This window comes from Pseudomonas sp. S1_E05 (assembly GCF_056337105.1).
In genome coordinates, this window is sequence record NZ_JBFRHM010000001.1 from 779,671 (window position 1) to 793,607 (window position 13,937).

Sequence of the window (13,937 nt, forward strand, 5' to 3'; positions counted from 1 at the left end):
TCTGCACAAAACGGATAAAGGTCTGCACCCCGCGGATAGTCCACCCCATTGCCCCGTCCTAGCATGAGCCTGCCTGAACAATAACAATGGAGGCGGTGGCCATGACCCTGCGACCTGAATACCTTCACGCCTTGCTCGAAGATGATCCTGAACAAGGCGTCTATCGCTGCAAACGCGAGATGTTCACCGATCCGCGCCTGTTCGACCTGGAGATGCAGCACATCTTCGAAGGCAACTGGCTGTACCTGGCGCACGAAAGCCAGATTCCCAACGTCAACGATTTCTACACTACCACCATGGGGCGCCAGTCGATCTTCATCGCGCGCAACAAGGACGGTGTGCTCAATGCCTTCATCAACGCCTGCAGTCACCGTGGTGCGACCCTGTGCCGGCACAAGTCCGGCAACAAGAGTTCCTATACCTGCCCGTTCCATGGCTGGACCTTCAACAACTCCGGCAAGCTGCTTAAAGTCAAAGACCCGGCCAATGCCGGTTATCCATCGAGTTTCAACTGCGACGGTTCCCACGACCTGACCAAGGTGGCGCGCTTCGAGTCCTATCGCGGTTTCCTGTTCGGCAGCCTCAAGGCCGATGTACTGCCGTTGGTCGAGCATCTGGGCGAGTCGGCGAAAATCATCGACATGATCGTCGATCAATCCCCCGATGGCCTGGAAGTGCTGCGCGGTTCGTCCAGCTACATCTACGAAGGCAACTGGAAACTCACCGCCGAAAACGGCGCCGATGGCTACCACGTCAGCTCAGTGCACTGGAACTATGCCGCCACCCAGAACCAGCGCAAGCAGCGCGAGGCCGGTGACAGCAACCCGACCATGAGCGCCGGTAGCTGGGCGAAGCAGGGAGGTGGTTTCTACTCCTTCGACAAGGGCCATATGCTGCTCTGGACGCGCTGGGCCAACCCCGAGGATCGCCCACTGTACGAGCGTCGCGATGAACTGGCGCAGGATTTTGGCCAGGCGCGCGCCGACTGGATGATCGAGAACTCGCGCAACCTGTGCCTGTACCCCAACGTCTACCTGATGGACCAGTTCAGCTCGCAGATTCGCATTGCCCGGCCGATCTCGGTGGACCGCACGGAAATCACCATCTACTGCGTCGCGCCCAAGGGTGAAAGCGACCACGCACGCGCCAGTCGCATCCGTCAGTACGAGGACTTCTTCAACGTCAGCGGCATGGCCACTCCCGACGATCTGGAAGAGTTCCGCTCCTGCCAGACCAGCTATCAAGGCAGCGTCACCACCTGGAACGACATGTCCCGTGGCGCCGAGCACTGGATCGAAGGTGCCGACGACGCCGCAAAGGAAATCGACTTGCATCCACTGCTTAGTGGCGTGCGCACCGAAGACGAAGGTCTGTTCGTGCTGCAGCACAAATACTGGCAGCAAACCATGCTCAAGGCCTTGGCGGTCGAGCAATCGAAGTTGATCGCCGTGGAGGATGTGCAATGAACATTTCCCACGACACCGTGCGCGATTTTCTCTACCGCGAAGCGCGCTATCTCGATGACCGGCAATGGGACGAATGGCTGGAACTGTACGCCGCCGACGCGACATTCTGGATGCCGTCCTGGGACGACAACGACGAGCTGACCGAAGACCCACAGCGGGAAATTTCGCTGATCTGGTACGGCAACCGCACAGGCCTCGAAGACCGGGTTTTCCGTATCAAGACCGAGCGTTCCAGTGCCAGCGTGCCGGACACCCGCACCTCCCACAATATCAGCAACATCGAGCTGCTGGAGCAGACCGACGGCGTGTGCAAGGTGCGCTGCAACTGGCACACCCTGAGCTTTCGCTACAAGACCGTCGACAGCTACTTCGGCAGCAGTTTCTACACCCTGAACATGCGCGGCGAAAACCCGCTGATCCTGGCCAAGAAAGTGATCCTGAAGAACGACTACGTTCGTCAGGTCATCGATGTTTACCACTTGTGAGGGCGACGTCATGACTCATTCCATCGCATTCAATTTTGAAGACGGCGTCACCCGTTTCATCGACGCCAATGTGGGCGAGACCGTGGCCGATGCCGCCTACCGCCAGGGCATCAACATCCCGCTCGATTGCCGCGACGGCGCCTGTGGCACCTGCAAGTGTTTTGCCGAAGCTGGCCAGTACGACCTGGGCGAGGAGTACATCGAAGACGCCCTCAGCGCCGAAGAGGCCGAGCGGGGTTTCGTCCTGACCTGCCAGATGCGCGCGCAGAGCGATTGTGTGGTACGAGTGCCGACATCCTCCGAAGTCTGCCGCACCCGTCAGGCCAGTTTTGAGGCGACCATCAGCGCCGTTCGCCAGTTGTCCGACAGCACCATCGCGCTGTCGATCAAGGACGAGTCGTTGAGCAAGCTGGCGTTTCTGCCGGGCCAGTATGTAAACCTGGGGATTCCCGGTAGCGAGCAGACGCGTGCCTATTCATTCAGCTCCTTGCAGCGCGATGGCGAAGTGAGCTTCCTGATTCGCAATGTGCCGGGTGGCCTGATGAGCAGCTTTCTCACCGGCATGGCCAAGGCCGGCGACCGCATGCGCCTGGCAGGTCCCTTGGGCAGTTTTTACCTGCGCGACATTCGCAGGCCGTTGTTGCTGCTCGCCGGCGGCACCGGGCTGGCGCCGTTCACCGCGATGCTGGAGAAGATTGCCGAGCAGGGCAGTGAGTACCCGCTGCATTTGATTTACGGCGTGACCCACGATTTCGACCTGGTGGAACTCGATCGCCTGGAAGCCTTCGCTGCGCGCATCCCCAACTTCACCTACAGCGCCTGCGTGGCCAGCCCCGACAGCCAGCATCCGCTCAAGGGCTACGTCACCCAGCACATCGAGCCGCAGCATTTGAACGACGGCGACGTCGACGTCTACCTGTGCGGCCCGCCGCCGATGGTGGAAGCGGTGAGCAAGTACATAGGCGAGCAGGGCATCACGCCAGCGAATTTCTACTTCGAGAAATTCGCCGCCAGCGCGGCGCAACTGAATTGTCCCCCCGTGGGAGCGGGCTTGCTCGCGATGAGGTCGGCACATCCAACATTGATGTTGCCTGACCCACCGCTTTTGCGAGCAAGCCCGCTCCCACAGTTGACTGTGTCGAATTTGAACGTTGTGGGAGTACACATGAACCGTTTCCAGGAAAAAGTCGCCCTGATCACCGGCGCCGCCCAAGGCATCGGTCGCCGGGTCGCCGAGCGCATGGCGGCCGAGGGCGCCCGGTTGATCCTGGTGGATCGCTCCGAGCTGGTGTTCGAAGTGCAGCAGCAACTGTCTGGCAGTTGCCAGGTGTTGGCCCTGACCGCTGACCTTGAGCAATATGAGGAGTGCAGCCGAGTCATGCAAACCGCCGTCGAGCGGTTCGGTCGGCTCGATGTGCTGGTCAACAATGTGGGCGGCACCATTTGGGCCAAGCCGTTCGAGCACTACGAGGCAGCGCAGATCGAGGCCGAAGTGCGTCGCTCACTGTTTCCGACCCTGTGGTGTTGCCATGCGGCGCTGCCGTACATGCTGGAGCAGGGCAGCGGGGCGATCGTCAACGTGTCATCGATTGCCACTCGCAGCGTCAATCGCGTGCCCTACGGTGCGGCCAAAGGTGGGGTTAATGCGTTGACCGCCTGCCTGGCATTCGAGACCGCCGGGCGCGGGGTGCGGGTCAATGCCACGGCACCGGGGGGCACCGAAGCACCGCCAAGGCTGATCCCGCGTAACAACGCCCAGCAGAGCCCGCAGGAAAAAGTCTGGTACCAGCAGATCGTCGATCAGACCTTGGACAGCAGCTTGATGAAGCGTTATGGAACGCTGGATGAGCAGGCGGGCGCGATTCTGTTCCTGGCCAGTGACGAGGCGTCGTATATCACCGGCATTACCCTGCCGGTCGGGGGTGGCGATCTCGGCTGAGTTACAGGCGTCGTTGAAACGCCTTGACGATCCTGAGCGTCGCATCACTGGCGTCCAGGTTCTGCACGGCATTCAGCGGATACCACTGGCAGTCGAAGATCTCATTCAACGGGCGCGCCTCGTCCAGGTTCAACACCGACGCCTCGAACACGTGGTGTCGAGTGTTGCCGGCTTCGAGCTGCATCAGGTACAGCACGTCATCGACGGCCAGGCCGGTTTCTTCCTGTAATTCACGCACGGCCGCGCTCGCGTGGGTCTCGCCTCGCTCGACTTTTCCGCCGGGCAGCGTCCAACGACATTTGGGCTTGCGAACCAGGAGGACGTGCCGGTCCTGCTCGCAAATGACGGTTGCGCGTACTTTCATGGGGTGCCTAATAGCTCAGTGCCACAATTATGTCATAAAAATGCAATATTTGAGCCGTCGCCAATACTTCGCGGCTTATAGAGGGTTTGAGAGGGTGCTTGAAACAAAAGTGCAATCTAATATTGGATCCTCACACGACGTCTGGTCCGCATTGGTGCAGAAAGTGGGTGTAAGGTAGCCGAGTCAGTGCTCAAAGACGTGACCGAAAGGAGGTGGCTTATGAGCGTTCCGATGCTGAACAAGATGCACATGAACGGCTATGACGTAGTCAGTGTGAACAACGGCCCTTGGCGGGTCTGCACCCCGGGCGACCGGCTGGGCGCCTTTGCCAGTCGGGAAGAGGCGCTGGCGTTTGCGGCGTCTTTGCCGGGGTACAGGCCGCGTGCCAAAAAAACCAATGCCCACTGAAGGGCTTTGCTGTGGGGGCGGGCTTGCTCGCGAAAGCGCTGGTCCAGTTCCATGCTTGTCGGTTGACACACCGCATCGCGAGCAAGCTCGCTCCTACAGTTGTCAGGCAGGCTTATTGCGACTGATCACCTTCGCCTTCACTTCCTCGGCATACCCTGCCAGCCGTTGTTCATCTCCCTGAAACAGATCGCATAACCTGTGAACGGCCTGCGCATCCACGTCATTACCCGACTGTCGCAGTTGTTCCGCCAGGCGCAACAGCTCCACCGCCGACCACCTCAAGTCCGAGGCAATGCCCTGCAAGTCCCGCCGCAGTTCGTTTTCAGATTCATTGAGCCACATGATGATCTCCCGAAAATGCTCGCTACGAAATTTTAGCCTCGATCTTCCTGTCCAAGAGCTACATTTTCTTTTTTGGGATAAGGATGCGCGATGCGGACTCTGGTGGCGGGAATCGTAGTGGGGATGTTGGCGGGGTGCTCATTGCCGGCCTCGGTGGTGCCGGGTGAGCCTAACTTCAGCAAATACAGTGAGAAGCCGCCCAAGGAGCTGGCTGCGTGCGTATTGCCGGCCTGGCAGAAGGAAGTCTCCAAGACGACGCAAGTCGGGATTTCCAACGGCTACCGGATCACCGCGCCCGGCATGATCAGTGCGGATGAGACGCTGGATATCGTCAAAAACAAGGACGGCAGCCGGGTTTCGTTGTACCAGGGGCCACCCTGGGCCAAGTCCGGTGCACTGCGCGAGGCCGTTCGCACCTGTTTGTGACGGATCAGTCTGCGACTTCGGTCGTCGGGATAACCACTGCGGCAGTGCTTTTTTTGTCTCGCCGGTCGTTGAGCCATTCATCGACCTGACCGTTGAACGCCGCCGGGGCCTTGCGTCCCACTCTTCTGGCCAGATCAAGGATGGTCTGCTGGGCCAGTGCTTCTTCCATGCGTTTTTGCGCGGTGAGCATGACCGCATGGATCGCACAGTGTCCCGATACCGCCCAATCGGGCGTGCAGCCATCGAACAAGGCGCAACGTCCGCGAATTTCACGGCATTCGAAGATCTGCTTTTGCCCATCGATGGCATTGACGATATCCAGCACGCTGATCTCGTCCGAAGGCCGCGCCAGTTTAAACCCGCCGCGCACGCCTTCAGTGGCCACCACCAATTTTGCCTTGGCCAGTTTGGTGAATATTTTCGCCAGATAGTCCAGGGGCACGCCTTGCAATTCAGCCAGGTCGCGCACGCTCGCCTCACGGGTGTCGCCGCAGTTGCCCACCAGAAAAACCAGGCAATGGATGCCGTACTCAACGCCCGCGCTGTAAAGAGACATATCAATCTCCGACTAATGTTGTCGCAAATTCTAGCAGTCTGGATCTCGCCAGGCAATCTGGAAGGCTTTCCCTTGGTGCGCTGGTGTGCTTCAAGATCTTTGTTTTAAGGGGTATGGACGAGGTCGATAGTGGCTATCTACAAAAACTGATTGCGTCGATTAACTAGGATCAATATAGTCGTAGTTGTTCGGTGGGTGCTGACAGCCTGCCACCTTCCAGTCATTCATTGATCGGCTTTCTCGCGGAGTTACAAATGAAACAGCACATCCTGGTAATCGGCGCAGGTTTTGGAGGTTTGTGGACAGCATTGAGCGCGACCCGCCTGTTCGACATGCACGGCCACACCAACGTGGAAGTCACCGTCCTGGCCCCGCAGGCCGAGCTGCGCGTGCGTCCGCGCTTCTATGAACCCAATGCTCATCAACTGGCCGCACCGATTGGCGAGCTGCTCGATTGTGTGGGTGTGAAGTTCATCAAGGGTGCTGCCGAGACCATCGATGTTGCCCACAAACGGGTCGGCTACATCGACGCTGCGGGCGTCGAACAGTCGTGCAGCTACGACAAACTCGTTCTGGCCACGGGTAGCCGCTTGGCCATTCCGCCGACCAGCGGCGTGGCAGAGCATGCCTTCGACGTCGATCAAATCGAGCAGGCCGTACGGCTGGAAAATCACCTCAAATCCCTGGCCCATCTGCCGGACAGCAAGGCGCGCAACACCGTCGTCGTCGCCGGTGGCGGTTTTACCGGGATTGAAACGGCGACCGAAATGACCGCACGCCTGCGAGCCATCCTTGGCGAGAACGCGGACATCGACGTGATCATCGTCGATCGGGGGAGCAAGATTGGTGGCTCCATGGGCGAAGAAATTGCCCTGTCGATCGAAGAAGCCAGCATCGCAACCGGCGTGAAATGGCACCTCAAGGCCTCGGTGGATTCTGTCGATGCCAAGGGTGTAAACCTCAGCGATGGCGAGCGAATCGACGCCATGACCGTGGTCTGGACCACTGGCGTGCGCGCCAGCGCCTTGACCGAACAGATCCCGGCGGAGCGCGATCATCTGGGCCGCCTGCATGTGGACAGCCATCTGAAAGTCATCGGCCAGGACGACATCTTCGCCACTGGCGACGTGGCCTACGCGGCATCCGACGAGATCGGAAACTACGCGCTGATGACCTGCCAGCACGCAATCATGCTGGGGCGTTACGCCGGCAATAACGTTGCGGCGCAGATCCTTGGCGTGGACGGATTTGCCTACAGCCAGCCCAAGTACGTGACATGCCTGGACCTGGGGGCTTGGGGCGCGGTGTACACCGAGGGCTGGGATCGCCAGGTGAAACTGGTGAGGCAGGAGGCCAAGGCGCTGAAAACCCAGATCAACACCGTATGGATCTACCCGCCAGCCGCCAACCGCGAAGCTGCCTGGGCGGCGGCTGATCCGCTGATCCCGATCGCGTGATCCGGCCGTAGCCCTTACACACACACGAACTGTAGGAGCGAGCTTGCTCGCGATGGACGTCAACGATAACGCGGGGAACCTGACACCCCTACGTTGTTCTTGAGTCCATCGCGAGCAAGCTCGCTCCTACAGGAATGGCTTGTGCGTGTGAAATTAATCATATAAATTTTCATGAAATTTAAATAACAAAATTTCATGAGCCTCCCGCATGTTTCAACAATCCACCCGGCACGTCCCCAGCTACTACGCCCATGCCTGCGCTGATCACCTGGTCGAGCGTGCCCCCCTGGAAGGTGAGCACGACACCGAAGTGTTGATCATTGGCGCCGGTTTCAGTGGTTTGCACACGGCGTTGCGCCTGGCCCTGGCTGGCAAGCGTGTCACCTTGCTGGAAGCCAGCCGTGTGGCGTGGGCGGCGTCGGGGCGTAATGGTGGTCAGGCGATTCTCGGTTGGTCGTGCGATATGCCGCCACTGGAAGCTGCGCTGGGTTACGAGCGGGCGCGCCGCTTGTGGGATGGCATGCGCTGGGCCGCGCAGGAATTGCGCGCCTTGCCGGCGCGGCATGATTTCGAGTGTGACTACCGCGCCGGACACCTGTGGACGTCGGTGCTGCCACGTCGGGTCGATTTGCTCACCGAGTGGCAGCATGAGGCCAGCCACAAGTGGGGCCATGACGGTTTGCAGTTCATTCCCCGTGAACAGTTGCCGCAATGGGTCGCCAGTGAGCGTTATCAGGCGGGGTTGTATGACCCCGAGGGCGGCCACCTGAATCCGCTGCGTCTCGCCCTCGGTTTGGCCGCTGCCATCGAAAACGCGGGCGGGCACATTCATGAGCAGAGCAAGGCGCTGAGCTATCGCGAAGAAGGCGGGCGCTACGTGGTGACCACCGAGCGCGGCCGTGTTCGGGCCGATGTGCTGGTACTGGCCTGCAATGCCTATCTGGATCGACTCGACCCGCAACTGGCGAGCTGCGTGTTGCCCGTGGGCACTTATCAGGTCGCGACCGCGCCGCTTTCCCAAGGGCTGGCCACCGCGCTGCTGCCGAGCAATGCCTGCGTCACCGACAACCAGTTTGTCCTCGACTATTTCCGCCGCACGCCCGATCACCGCCTGCTGTTCGGTGGCGGCTGTACCTACCTGGGCGGCATGCCCAAGGACATCGCGGCGGCTACTCGACCGTTCCTGGAGCGTGTGTTCCCCCAGCTCAAGGGCGTGGAGCTGGAGTTCGCCTGGGGCGGACACATCGATCTGACCCTCAAGCGCACACCCGATATCGGCCGGCGCGGCGATCTTTATTGGCTCCAGGGCTACTCGGGCCACGGCGTGTTGCCGACATTGGCGGCGGCTCGTGCGGTCTCTGACGCGATACTCGGCCAGCCCGATGAGTTGGGCTTGTACCAGGGCCTGGTCAACGGCAGCTTCCCCGGCGGCAAGTACATGGCGGCCCCGCTGGAAGCCATCGGCAAAGCCTGGTATCGCTTGCGCGACAGCCTTTGAACCGCACATTTCCGGAACGTTATCGAATGGACAGGCAAGAAGAAATCTCGGCGCTGGCGATCCTGATCCAGGACCTGCGCAAGCACAAAAAGTACACGCTCAAGGACCTGGCGGACAAAATCGGCCGCTCGGTGGGTTTTCTCTCGCAGGTCGAGCGGGGACTCTCCCGGCCGACGGTGGCGGACCTGACCGCGATCAGCGAAACCCTCGGCGTGCCGACTACCTATTTCTACAGTTTGCCCAAGCCCATGGCCCTCCCGTGGGTGACCCGCCCCGACGAGCGCCGCACGTTGTACTACGCCGACGGGATCACCGACATCCTGGTCTCGCCGAAAATGCGCGCATCGTTCTCGATGCTCGAAAGCCTGCTCGAGCCCGGCGCCAGCAGCGGCGAGCGGCACATGAACGACAGCTCGGAGCAGGGCGGTTATGTGCTCGAGGGGCAACTCACGCTGTGGCTCGATGATGCCGAGCCAGTCACGCTTGAGGCCGGGGACAGTTTCCAGCTCGCCAGCCATGCCCATTGCCGCTACGGCAATCGCTCCGATCAACTCACCCGGGTGCTCTGGGTCTACACCTGATAAAAACAAGGGAACACAACGATGGACGCTGTCTGCTCTGATCTGGTTGCTGAAGTGCGCGCGTTTCGCGAGCGCTACCCCGACGTGCGCTACGTCGACCTGATTTCCCTGGACATCCCGGGGCATTTCTACGGCAAGCGCTATCCGATCGACCTGCTCGAAAAGGTCGCCGCTGGCAGTGCGCTCAAACTGCCGCAGAACTGTGTATTGCTCGGCACCCAGGGCGGGCTGTTCAAGATTGGCGACTATTGCTTCAACGACGGTGACCCGGATGCGCCGCGCCGCCTCGTGCCAGGCACCCTGAAGATCGTCGACTGGGAAAAGCAGCCCGTGGGCCAGATGCTGATCACCTCCAGCGACACGGAAAAACCCATTGTATTCGAACCACGGGAAGTGCTGGCGCAGGTACTGGCGCGGCTGAAACGCAAAGGCATTTTCCCGGTAGTGGCCTTCGAGCTGGAGTTCTACCTGTTCGATCGCCAGTTGCGTGAAGGCTTGCCACAGTTTGCCCGGGATGCAGCGACCGATGACGTGGATGACCAACCCAACATGCACATCGAACGGCTGACGCGTTTCGCGCCAGTGCTCGATGACATGGTAGAGACTGCGCGGGCACAAGGCATCGACACAACGGTGATCACCGCCGAGCTGGGGCCGGGCCAGTTCGAAATCAATTTCGGCCACCTCGACGATGGTCTGCGCGCCGCCGACTGGGCCGCACTGTTCTGCCGCAGTACCCGTGGTGTGGCGATGAAGCACGACTACCGCGCCAGCTTCATGTCCAAACCTTATTTGCAGCATCCGGGTAGCGGCATGCATGTTCACGTGAGCTTGTATGACCAGGCGGGCAACAACCTGCTGGCCGCCAATGACCAGAAACCGTTGCGCCATGCCATCGCAGGCTGCCTGCAACTGATCCCGCACTGCATGCCGATCTTCGCGCCGAACCACAACGCCATGCGGCGCCTGAGCGGCACCACCAACATTGCCACGCGCGCCAGTTGGGGCTTTGAGGATCGTGACGCCTGCGTGCGCGTGCCCGAGTCGGACCCGAAAAACCTGCGCATCGAACATCGCCTGTCAGGCGCCGATGCCAACCCGTACCTGGTGCTGGCCGCTATCCTCGTGGGCATGGAGCATGGGCTGGAGGCACAGCAGGAGCCGATCAAGCCGCTCAACGAAGATCGCGGCAGCGGCGTGGACTTCCCGACGGAAATGCTGGAGGCCGTGCGCGCCATGCAAAATCATGAGCCTGTGCGCGAGGGGCTGGGCGCGGAGTTCTTGATGGTCTACTGCGAAAACAAACGCCAGGACCATCTGGCCTTCCTGCAGGACATCAGTGCCCGAGAGTACCGCTGGTACCTGTAAATGGACCACCTGTCGCGCAGCGGCCCTGGAAAACATGTGGATATTGAAGGGGTTAAAGGTTTTATTAACCATGCAGTGAACTAAAATATCTTGTTACATGGTGAAAATGACCGTAACATGCGGCCCGCGTTCACCACCACGGTTTATGCATTTTTAGATCCCGGGCGTCCATCAGCTGCCTGGGATTTTTTTTTGCCTGTCGTTGGCGGGCGAGGGCACAAAACTCAGCGGGCGTTCCAGTCTTCGACAGATTTTTTTTGAAATCAAGGGGTTGTCAGCTCCGGCAAATCAGTCCATAATTCACGCCATCGAAAGCACTGATCGCTGAAAAAGCTCAATGTTTTCAAGGAGTTAGATCTTGAATCTACTCCAGGTTTGTACGCCTTTGATGTTGTTTCAATTGCATCAGGGGCATTGGGGCCGAGTAGCAAAATGGTTATGCAGCGGATTGCAAATCCGCCTACGCCGGTTCGATTCCGACCTCGGCCTCCACTCTTAAAATAGCTCCGTAGATCAATGATTTACGGAGCTTTTTTATTTGCGCCACCCAGCAAGATTTAGTCTTGAAAAGGGCCTGCGCGAACTTGCTTCACCCGGACGGGATGTATATATTTCGTCCTCTGTTTTACAAGCGTCAGAACTGACAGACCTACACGTGTCAGTGTTCAGATCGCTTGACCGCGCTACCGCCCGAATGGCGAAACTGGTAGACGCATGGGACTTAAAATCCCCCGCTCGTAAGGGCGTGCCGGTTCGATTCCGGCTTCGGGCACCATCTTAAATCAAGGGTTTGCGGGCGAAAGCCGATGCAAGCCCTTGTTTGTTTCTGGTCCGCAATTTTGGAGTTGGTCCGCAATTCACTTGGTAGGCATGACCTTTTTGCCTTTTCGATTGCGGATGTACTGCTCGGTCATAACCACCGTCGTATGCCCAAGTTGATCTCTGGCTTGCAAGATATCGCCACTGGATTCAGCCTTATCGGTACCCGCCTTGGCGCGCAAGTCGCGCATCTGAAACTCAGCTTTCGGCACGCCGGCCGCCTCCCTGGCCAAGTCGAATCTCCTGCGCAACATCGCCACCGTCATCGGTGTGCCGTCCTCTGTAACGATCAGCCGCGTCGAGCGGACCTTGTGTTCTGACTTCCGGGACATGATTCGATCAATCAAAACCTTCAGCTCCCCCGTTATCTCGATCCGACGCTTTGCCTTTGTCTTGCCCTGCAGAACCCAGATCTGCCCGTCGCGCACGTCGCGCTCGTCCATCAGCCGAGTATCGGTCACCCGTTGCCCGGTCAGATAGGCGAGGTCCATTGCGTCCTGCAGGCCCACATCTGCCTTGTCGTGGACGCGCTTGAACAGCGCATCCTCGACGTACGTGTCGCGCCCGGTTTCTTTGTTGCCCTTGATGCCCGCGCATGGATTGGCAAGGGAGGTGTAGCCTTTATCCCTGGCGTAATTCCAGATGGCGCTGAGCAGCGCCTTTTCGCGGTTCGCGCGCACCGGCGCGGCCTTGCGCCATGTCAGATACTGGCGGACGTGCAACGGCTCGATCGTTTCCAGCGGTGCGGGCGGGTCGTCGAAGAAAGCGATCAGGTTTTTCAGCTCGCGCTTGTTATCAGCCTGGGTGGCCGTTCCTTTGCTGGGCACGACTTCGACCATGTATTTTTCTGCAACGTAGCGGAATGTGATGATCTTGGCGACCAGATCGGTTGCGGTGCGATCACGCTCAAGCTTCGCGTACTCCATGATCGCCAAGCCGTAGTCGCTGCCCAGGGGAATTTCCTTCCGGTCCTTGCCGCCCGTGTCGTAGTAGTAAAACACTCGGCCGCTGGCTTTCTTGCGTTCCCGCAGCCTGGCGATCGAGCCGGGTTTACTTGGTCGTCTTCCCATGTCAGCTGGCCTTACGTGATTTCCATACGGGCTTTTCAGATTCAAATGCGCCGACGGCTGTGACCGCCATCGCGGTGACACTCGGCCAGCCGTTCACTTTAATCGTATGGCGAACACCATTCTTTTTCAGGTTGAGGATCTGACCTGCCTTGGTCCGCGCGCCGGTGAGCTCGCAAACCTCCTCGTGAGATAGAAACTGGATGGTCATGTGATGCTCCATGCCGCGCGTGGCGGCAGAAGGTGGTGATGGGTTACGCGATGACCTTGGCCAGAACCTTGTCGGCGACTGCCATTGCAGCCTGGGCATCGTTTACATACGCCGGGTCGAATCCACCGCACAGGTGGATGGTCGCTTGGCAGGCGCGCAGGTTCTCGCGGGTGAGCTTCAGCGCTGCCACCAGTTCCTCGGTCAGCGCTCGCTCTTCCCGACCGATGTCCCAGAAGCTTTGCCCCCAGTGTCCGGCCGGTGGCGGGTTATTGTTCTGCGCGCCGAACGCCAGTGCACCGACTACAGAGTCCAGCAGGTCGCGCTTGTAGGCGTTGTCGCCGTCGATGCTCAGGCCACGCCGGCGTAGGGTGGAAACCACTTCGTTCAAGTCGAGCCCTTTGTCCTGCAGCACGATGTCCTGCTCTGGTGCGCCTGGGGTGTAAATCACAAGTGCGATCTTGGCGCCCGGCCAGAGCTGCTCGCTGATTTTCACCAGTGCGTCGTTTGCTGTCTCATGGAAGCGTTGAAGAATTGCGGACATAGGAATTCCTCGCCCGCCGTACACCGGCAGGCTCTTGTGTGGGGTAGAGGTTAGGGAAGGGTGCTGCCGATTTGCGCGGCGACGACGGTGATCGCACGGCGGACTGCGCCGTTCCTGCCGGCGTCATCGACCCAGCCAATGTTTTCGCCGAAGCCTCGTCGCTCCACCATCACGTACTGCAAGTTGGTGAACCAGAGGATGCTGAGCTGAAGGGTTGTTGCCAGGCGCAGGGCATCACCGTCGCTGGTCAGTGGCGACCAGACGATGTCCTGCCTTGTCTGGTTATCGACGATCCATATGCCGCCGGAAGGGACGTGGCGGTTTTCCTCCAATTGGATGCCCACCGCTTTCGCTGCCAGATCCAACATCAGGCGGTCATCCATCATCGCTCCCCCCTGTAGCAGTACAC

16 protein-coding genes, 2 tRNA genes and 1 pseudogene are annotated in these 13,937 nt (G+C 59.6%); 12 read left to right on the forward strand and 7 right to left on the reverse strand.

The window, feature by feature from the left end:
- Positions 1–101: 101 nt before the first annotated feature.
- The 4 genes and pseudogenes from benA to AB4N33_RS03555 all read left to right on the forward strand — a co-directional run bounded on the left by benA (position 102) and on the right by AB4N33_RS03555 (position 3,890).
- Positions 102–1,466, forward strand: coding sequence for a benzoate 1,2-dioxygenase large subunit (benA, locus tag AB4N33_RS03540; RefSeq protein ID WP_476456428.1), 1,365 nt, complete (start codon positions 102–104; stop codon positions 1,464–1,466).
- Positions 1,463–1,951 (forward strand): benzoate 1,2-dioxygenase small subunit, encoded by a 489-nt coding sequence (gene benB / locus AB4N33_RS03545; protein WP_476456429.1) that lies wholly within the window; start codon positions 1,463–1,465, stop codon positions 1,949–1,951. Before benA ends, benB begins: the two co-directional genes overlap by 4 nt.
- 10 nt (positions 1,952–1,961) lie before the next feature.
- Positions 1,962–2,972 (forward strand): annotated as a pseudogene (gene benC / locus AB4N33_RS03550) (benzoate 1,2-dioxygenase electron transfer component BenC); the annotation flags it as partial.
- A 144-nt stretch (positions 2,973–3,116) separates the two neighbouring features.
- Positions 3,117–3,890: a 1,6-dihydroxycyclohexa-2,4-diene-1-carboxylate dehydrogenase gene (locus AB4N33_RS03555; protein WP_476458777.1), complete on the forward strand. Its 774-nt coding sequence runs from the start codon at positions 3,117–3,119 to the stop codon at positions 3,888–3,890.
- A gap of 1 nt (position 3,891) precedes the next feature.
- Here AB4N33_RS03555 and AB4N33_RS03560 read toward each other — a convergent pair whose 3' ends face one another.
- Complete coding sequence (locus AB4N33_RS03560) at positions 3,892–4,254, reverse strand: NUDIX hydrolase (protein WP_460123265.1); 363 nt, start codon at positions 4,252–4,254, stop codon at positions 3,892–3,894.
- Positions 4,255–4,473: 219 nt separating this feature from the next.
- Here AB4N33_RS03560 and AB4N33_RS03565 point away from each other — a divergent pair, with 219 nt between their 5' ends.
- Complete coding sequence (locus AB4N33_RS03565) at positions 4,474–4,662, forward strand: SPOR domain-containing protein (protein ID WP_476456430.1); 189 nt, start codon at positions 4,474–4,476, stop codon at positions 4,660–4,662.
- Positions 4,663–4,764: 102 nt separating this feature from the next.
- Here AB4N33_RS03565 and AB4N33_RS03570 read toward each other — a convergent pair whose 3' ends face one another.
- Entirely contained in the window at positions 4,765–5,004 is a 240-nt protein-coding gene (locus tag AB4N33_RS03570; RefSeq protein ID WP_460123271.1) for a hypothetical protein, read from the reverse strand.
- Positions 5,005–5,094: 90 nt separating this feature from the next.
- Between AB4N33_RS03570 and AB4N33_RS03575 the strand changes: the two genes are divergently transcribed.
- Entirely contained in the window at positions 5,095–5,430 is a 336-nt protein-coding gene (locus AB4N33_RS03575) for a hypothetical protein (protein ID WP_460123274.1), read from the forward strand.
- A 4-nt stretch (positions 5,431–5,434) separates the two neighbouring features.
- On the opposite strand, the gene AB4N33_RS03580 is transcribed toward AB4N33_RS03575, so the two are convergent.
- Positions 5,435–5,986 carry an RrF2 family transcriptional regulator gene (locus tag AB4N33_RS03580; protein ID WP_476456431.1) on the reverse strand — a complete coding sequence of 184 codons (552 nt, stop codon included), beginning with the start codon at positions 5,984–5,986 and terminating at the stop codon, positions 5,435–5,437.
- A 254-nt stretch (positions 5,987–6,240) separates the two neighbouring features.
- Here AB4N33_RS03580 and AB4N33_RS03585 point away from each other — a divergent pair, with 254 nt between their 5' ends.
- From AB4N33_RS03585 to AB4N33_RS03610, 6 genes are all read left to right on the forward strand, one after another.
- Positions 6,241–7,443 (forward strand): NAD(P)/FAD-dependent oxidoreductase, encoded by a 1,203-nt coding sequence (locus tag AB4N33_RS03585; protein WP_460123280.1) that lies wholly within the window; start codon positions 6,241–6,243, stop codon positions 7,441–7,443.
- Positions 7,444–7,651: 208 nt separating this feature from the next.
- Positions 7,652–8,941 (forward strand): NAD(P)/FAD-dependent oxidoreductase, encoded by a 1,290-nt coding sequence (locus tag AB4N33_RS03590; RefSeq protein WP_476456432.1) that lies wholly within the window; start codon positions 7,652–7,654, stop codon positions 8,939–8,941.
- A gap of 26 nt (positions 8,942–8,967) precedes the next feature.
- Complete coding sequence (locus AB4N33_RS03595; protein WP_460123286.1) at positions 8,968–9,522, forward strand: helix-turn-helix domain-containing protein; 555 nt, start codon at positions 8,968–8,970, stop codon at positions 9,520–9,522.
- A gap of 21 nt (positions 9,523–9,543) precedes the next feature.
- Positions 9,544–10,890 carry a glutamine synthetase family protein gene (locus AB4N33_RS03600; RefSeq protein WP_476456433.1) on the forward strand — a complete coding sequence of 449 codons (1,347 nt, stop codon included), beginning with the start codon at positions 9,544–9,546 and terminating at the stop codon, positions 10,888–10,890.
- Between the two features lie 418 nt (positions 10,891–11,308).
- Positions 11,309–11,382: transfer RNA gene (locus tag AB4N33_RS03605), tRNA-Cys, on the forward strand.
- Positions 11,383–11,578: 196 nt separating this feature from the next.
- Positions 11,579–11,665, forward strand: a tRNA-Leu gene (locus tag AB4N33_RS03610).
- An 82-nt stretch (positions 11,666–11,747) separates the two neighbouring features.
- Here AB4N33_RS03610 and AB4N33_RS03615 read toward each other — a convergent pair.
- The 4 genes from AB4N33_RS03615 to AB4N33_RS03630 are packed head-to-tail and all read right to left on the reverse strand — an operon-like array spanning position 11,748 to position 13,911.
- Positions 11,748–12,779 (reverse strand): site-specific integrase, encoded by a 1,032-nt coding sequence (locus tag AB4N33_RS03615; protein WP_476456434.1) that lies wholly within the window; start codon positions 12,777–12,779, stop codon positions 11,748–11,750.
- 1 nt (position 12,780) lies between these two features.
- The gene (locus AB4N33_RS03620) at positions 12,781–12,987 is read right to left on the reverse strand and encodes a DUF4224 domain-containing protein (protein ID WP_056785291.1); all 207 of its coding nucleotides are present in this window, start codon (positions 12,985–12,987) and stop codon (positions 12,781–12,783) included.
- Between the two features lie 43 nt (positions 12,988–13,030).
- Complete coding sequence (locus AB4N33_RS03625) at positions 13,031–13,528, reverse strand: hypothetical protein (protein ID WP_476456435.1); 498 nt, start codon at positions 13,526–13,528, stop codon at positions 13,031–13,033.
- Positions 13,529–13,578: 50 nt separating this feature from the next.
- Positions 13,579–13,911: a hypothetical protein gene (locus AB4N33_RS03630; RefSeq protein WP_476456436.1), complete on the reverse strand. Its 333-nt coding sequence runs from the start codon at positions 13,909–13,911 to the stop codon at positions 13,579–13,581.
- Between the last annotated feature and the right edge of the window lie 26 nt (positions 13,912–13,937).

Coding starts and splice junctions, on each gene's coding strand:
- benA (WP_476456428.1), top strand. CDS start 102: ATGACCCTGCGACCTGAATACCTTCACGCCTTGCTCGAAGATGATCCT.
- benB (WP_476456429.1), top strand. CDS start 1,463: ATGAACATTTCCCACGACACCGTGCGCGATTTTCTCTACCGCGAAGCG.
- AB4N33_RS03555 (WP_476458777.1), top strand. CDS start 3,117: ATGAACCGTTTCCAGGAAAAAGTCGCCCTGATCACCGGCGCCGCCCAA.
- AB4N33_RS03560 (WP_460123265.1), bottom strand. CDS start 4,254: ATGAAAGTACGCGCAACCGTCATTTGCGAGCAGGACCGGCACGTCCTC.
- AB4N33_RS03565 (WP_476456430.1), top strand. CDS start 4,474: ATGAGCGTTCCGATGCTGAACAAGATGCACATGAACGGCTATGACGTA.
- AB4N33_RS03570 (WP_460123271.1), bottom strand. CDS start 5,004: ATGTGGCTCAATGAATCTGAAAACGAACTGCGGCGGGACTTGCAGGGC.
- AB4N33_RS03575 (WP_460123274.1), top strand. CDS start 5,095: ATGCGGACTCTGGTGGCGGGAATCGTAGTGGGGATGTTGGCGGGGTGC.
- AB4N33_RS03580 (WP_476456431.1), bottom strand. CDS start 5,986: ATGTCTCTTTACAGCGCGGGCGTTGAGTACGGCATCCATTGCCTGGTT.
- AB4N33_RS03585 (WP_460123280.1), top strand. CDS start 6,241: ATGAAACAGCACATCCTGGTAATCGGCGCAGGTTTTGGAGGTTTGTGG.
- AB4N33_RS03590 (WP_476456432.1), top strand. CDS start 7,652: ATGTTTCAACAATCCACCCGGCACGTCCCCAGCTACTACGCCCATGCC.
- AB4N33_RS03595 (WP_460123286.1), top strand. CDS start 8,968: ATGGACAGGCAAGAAGAAATCTCGGCGCTGGCGATCCTGATCCAGGAC.
- AB4N33_RS03600 (WP_476456433.1), top strand. CDS start 9,544: ATGGACGCTGTCTGCTCTGATCTGGTTGCTGAAGTGCGCGCGTTTCGC.
- AB4N33_RS03615 (WP_476456434.1), bottom strand. CDS start 12,779: ATGGGAAGACGACCAAGTAAACCCGGCTCGATCGCCAGGCTGCGGGAA.
- AB4N33_RS03620 (WP_056785291.1), bottom strand. CDS start 12,987: ATGACCATCCAGTTTCTATCTCACGAGGAGGTTTGCGAGCTCACCGGC.
- AB4N33_RS03625 (WP_476456435.1), bottom strand. CDS start 13,528: ATGTCCGCAATTCTTCAACGCTTCCATGAGACAGCAAACGACGCACTG.
- AB4N33_RS03630 (WP_476456436.1), bottom strand. CDS start 13,911: ATGGATGACCGCCTGATGTTGGATCTGGCAGCGAAAGCGGTGGGCATC.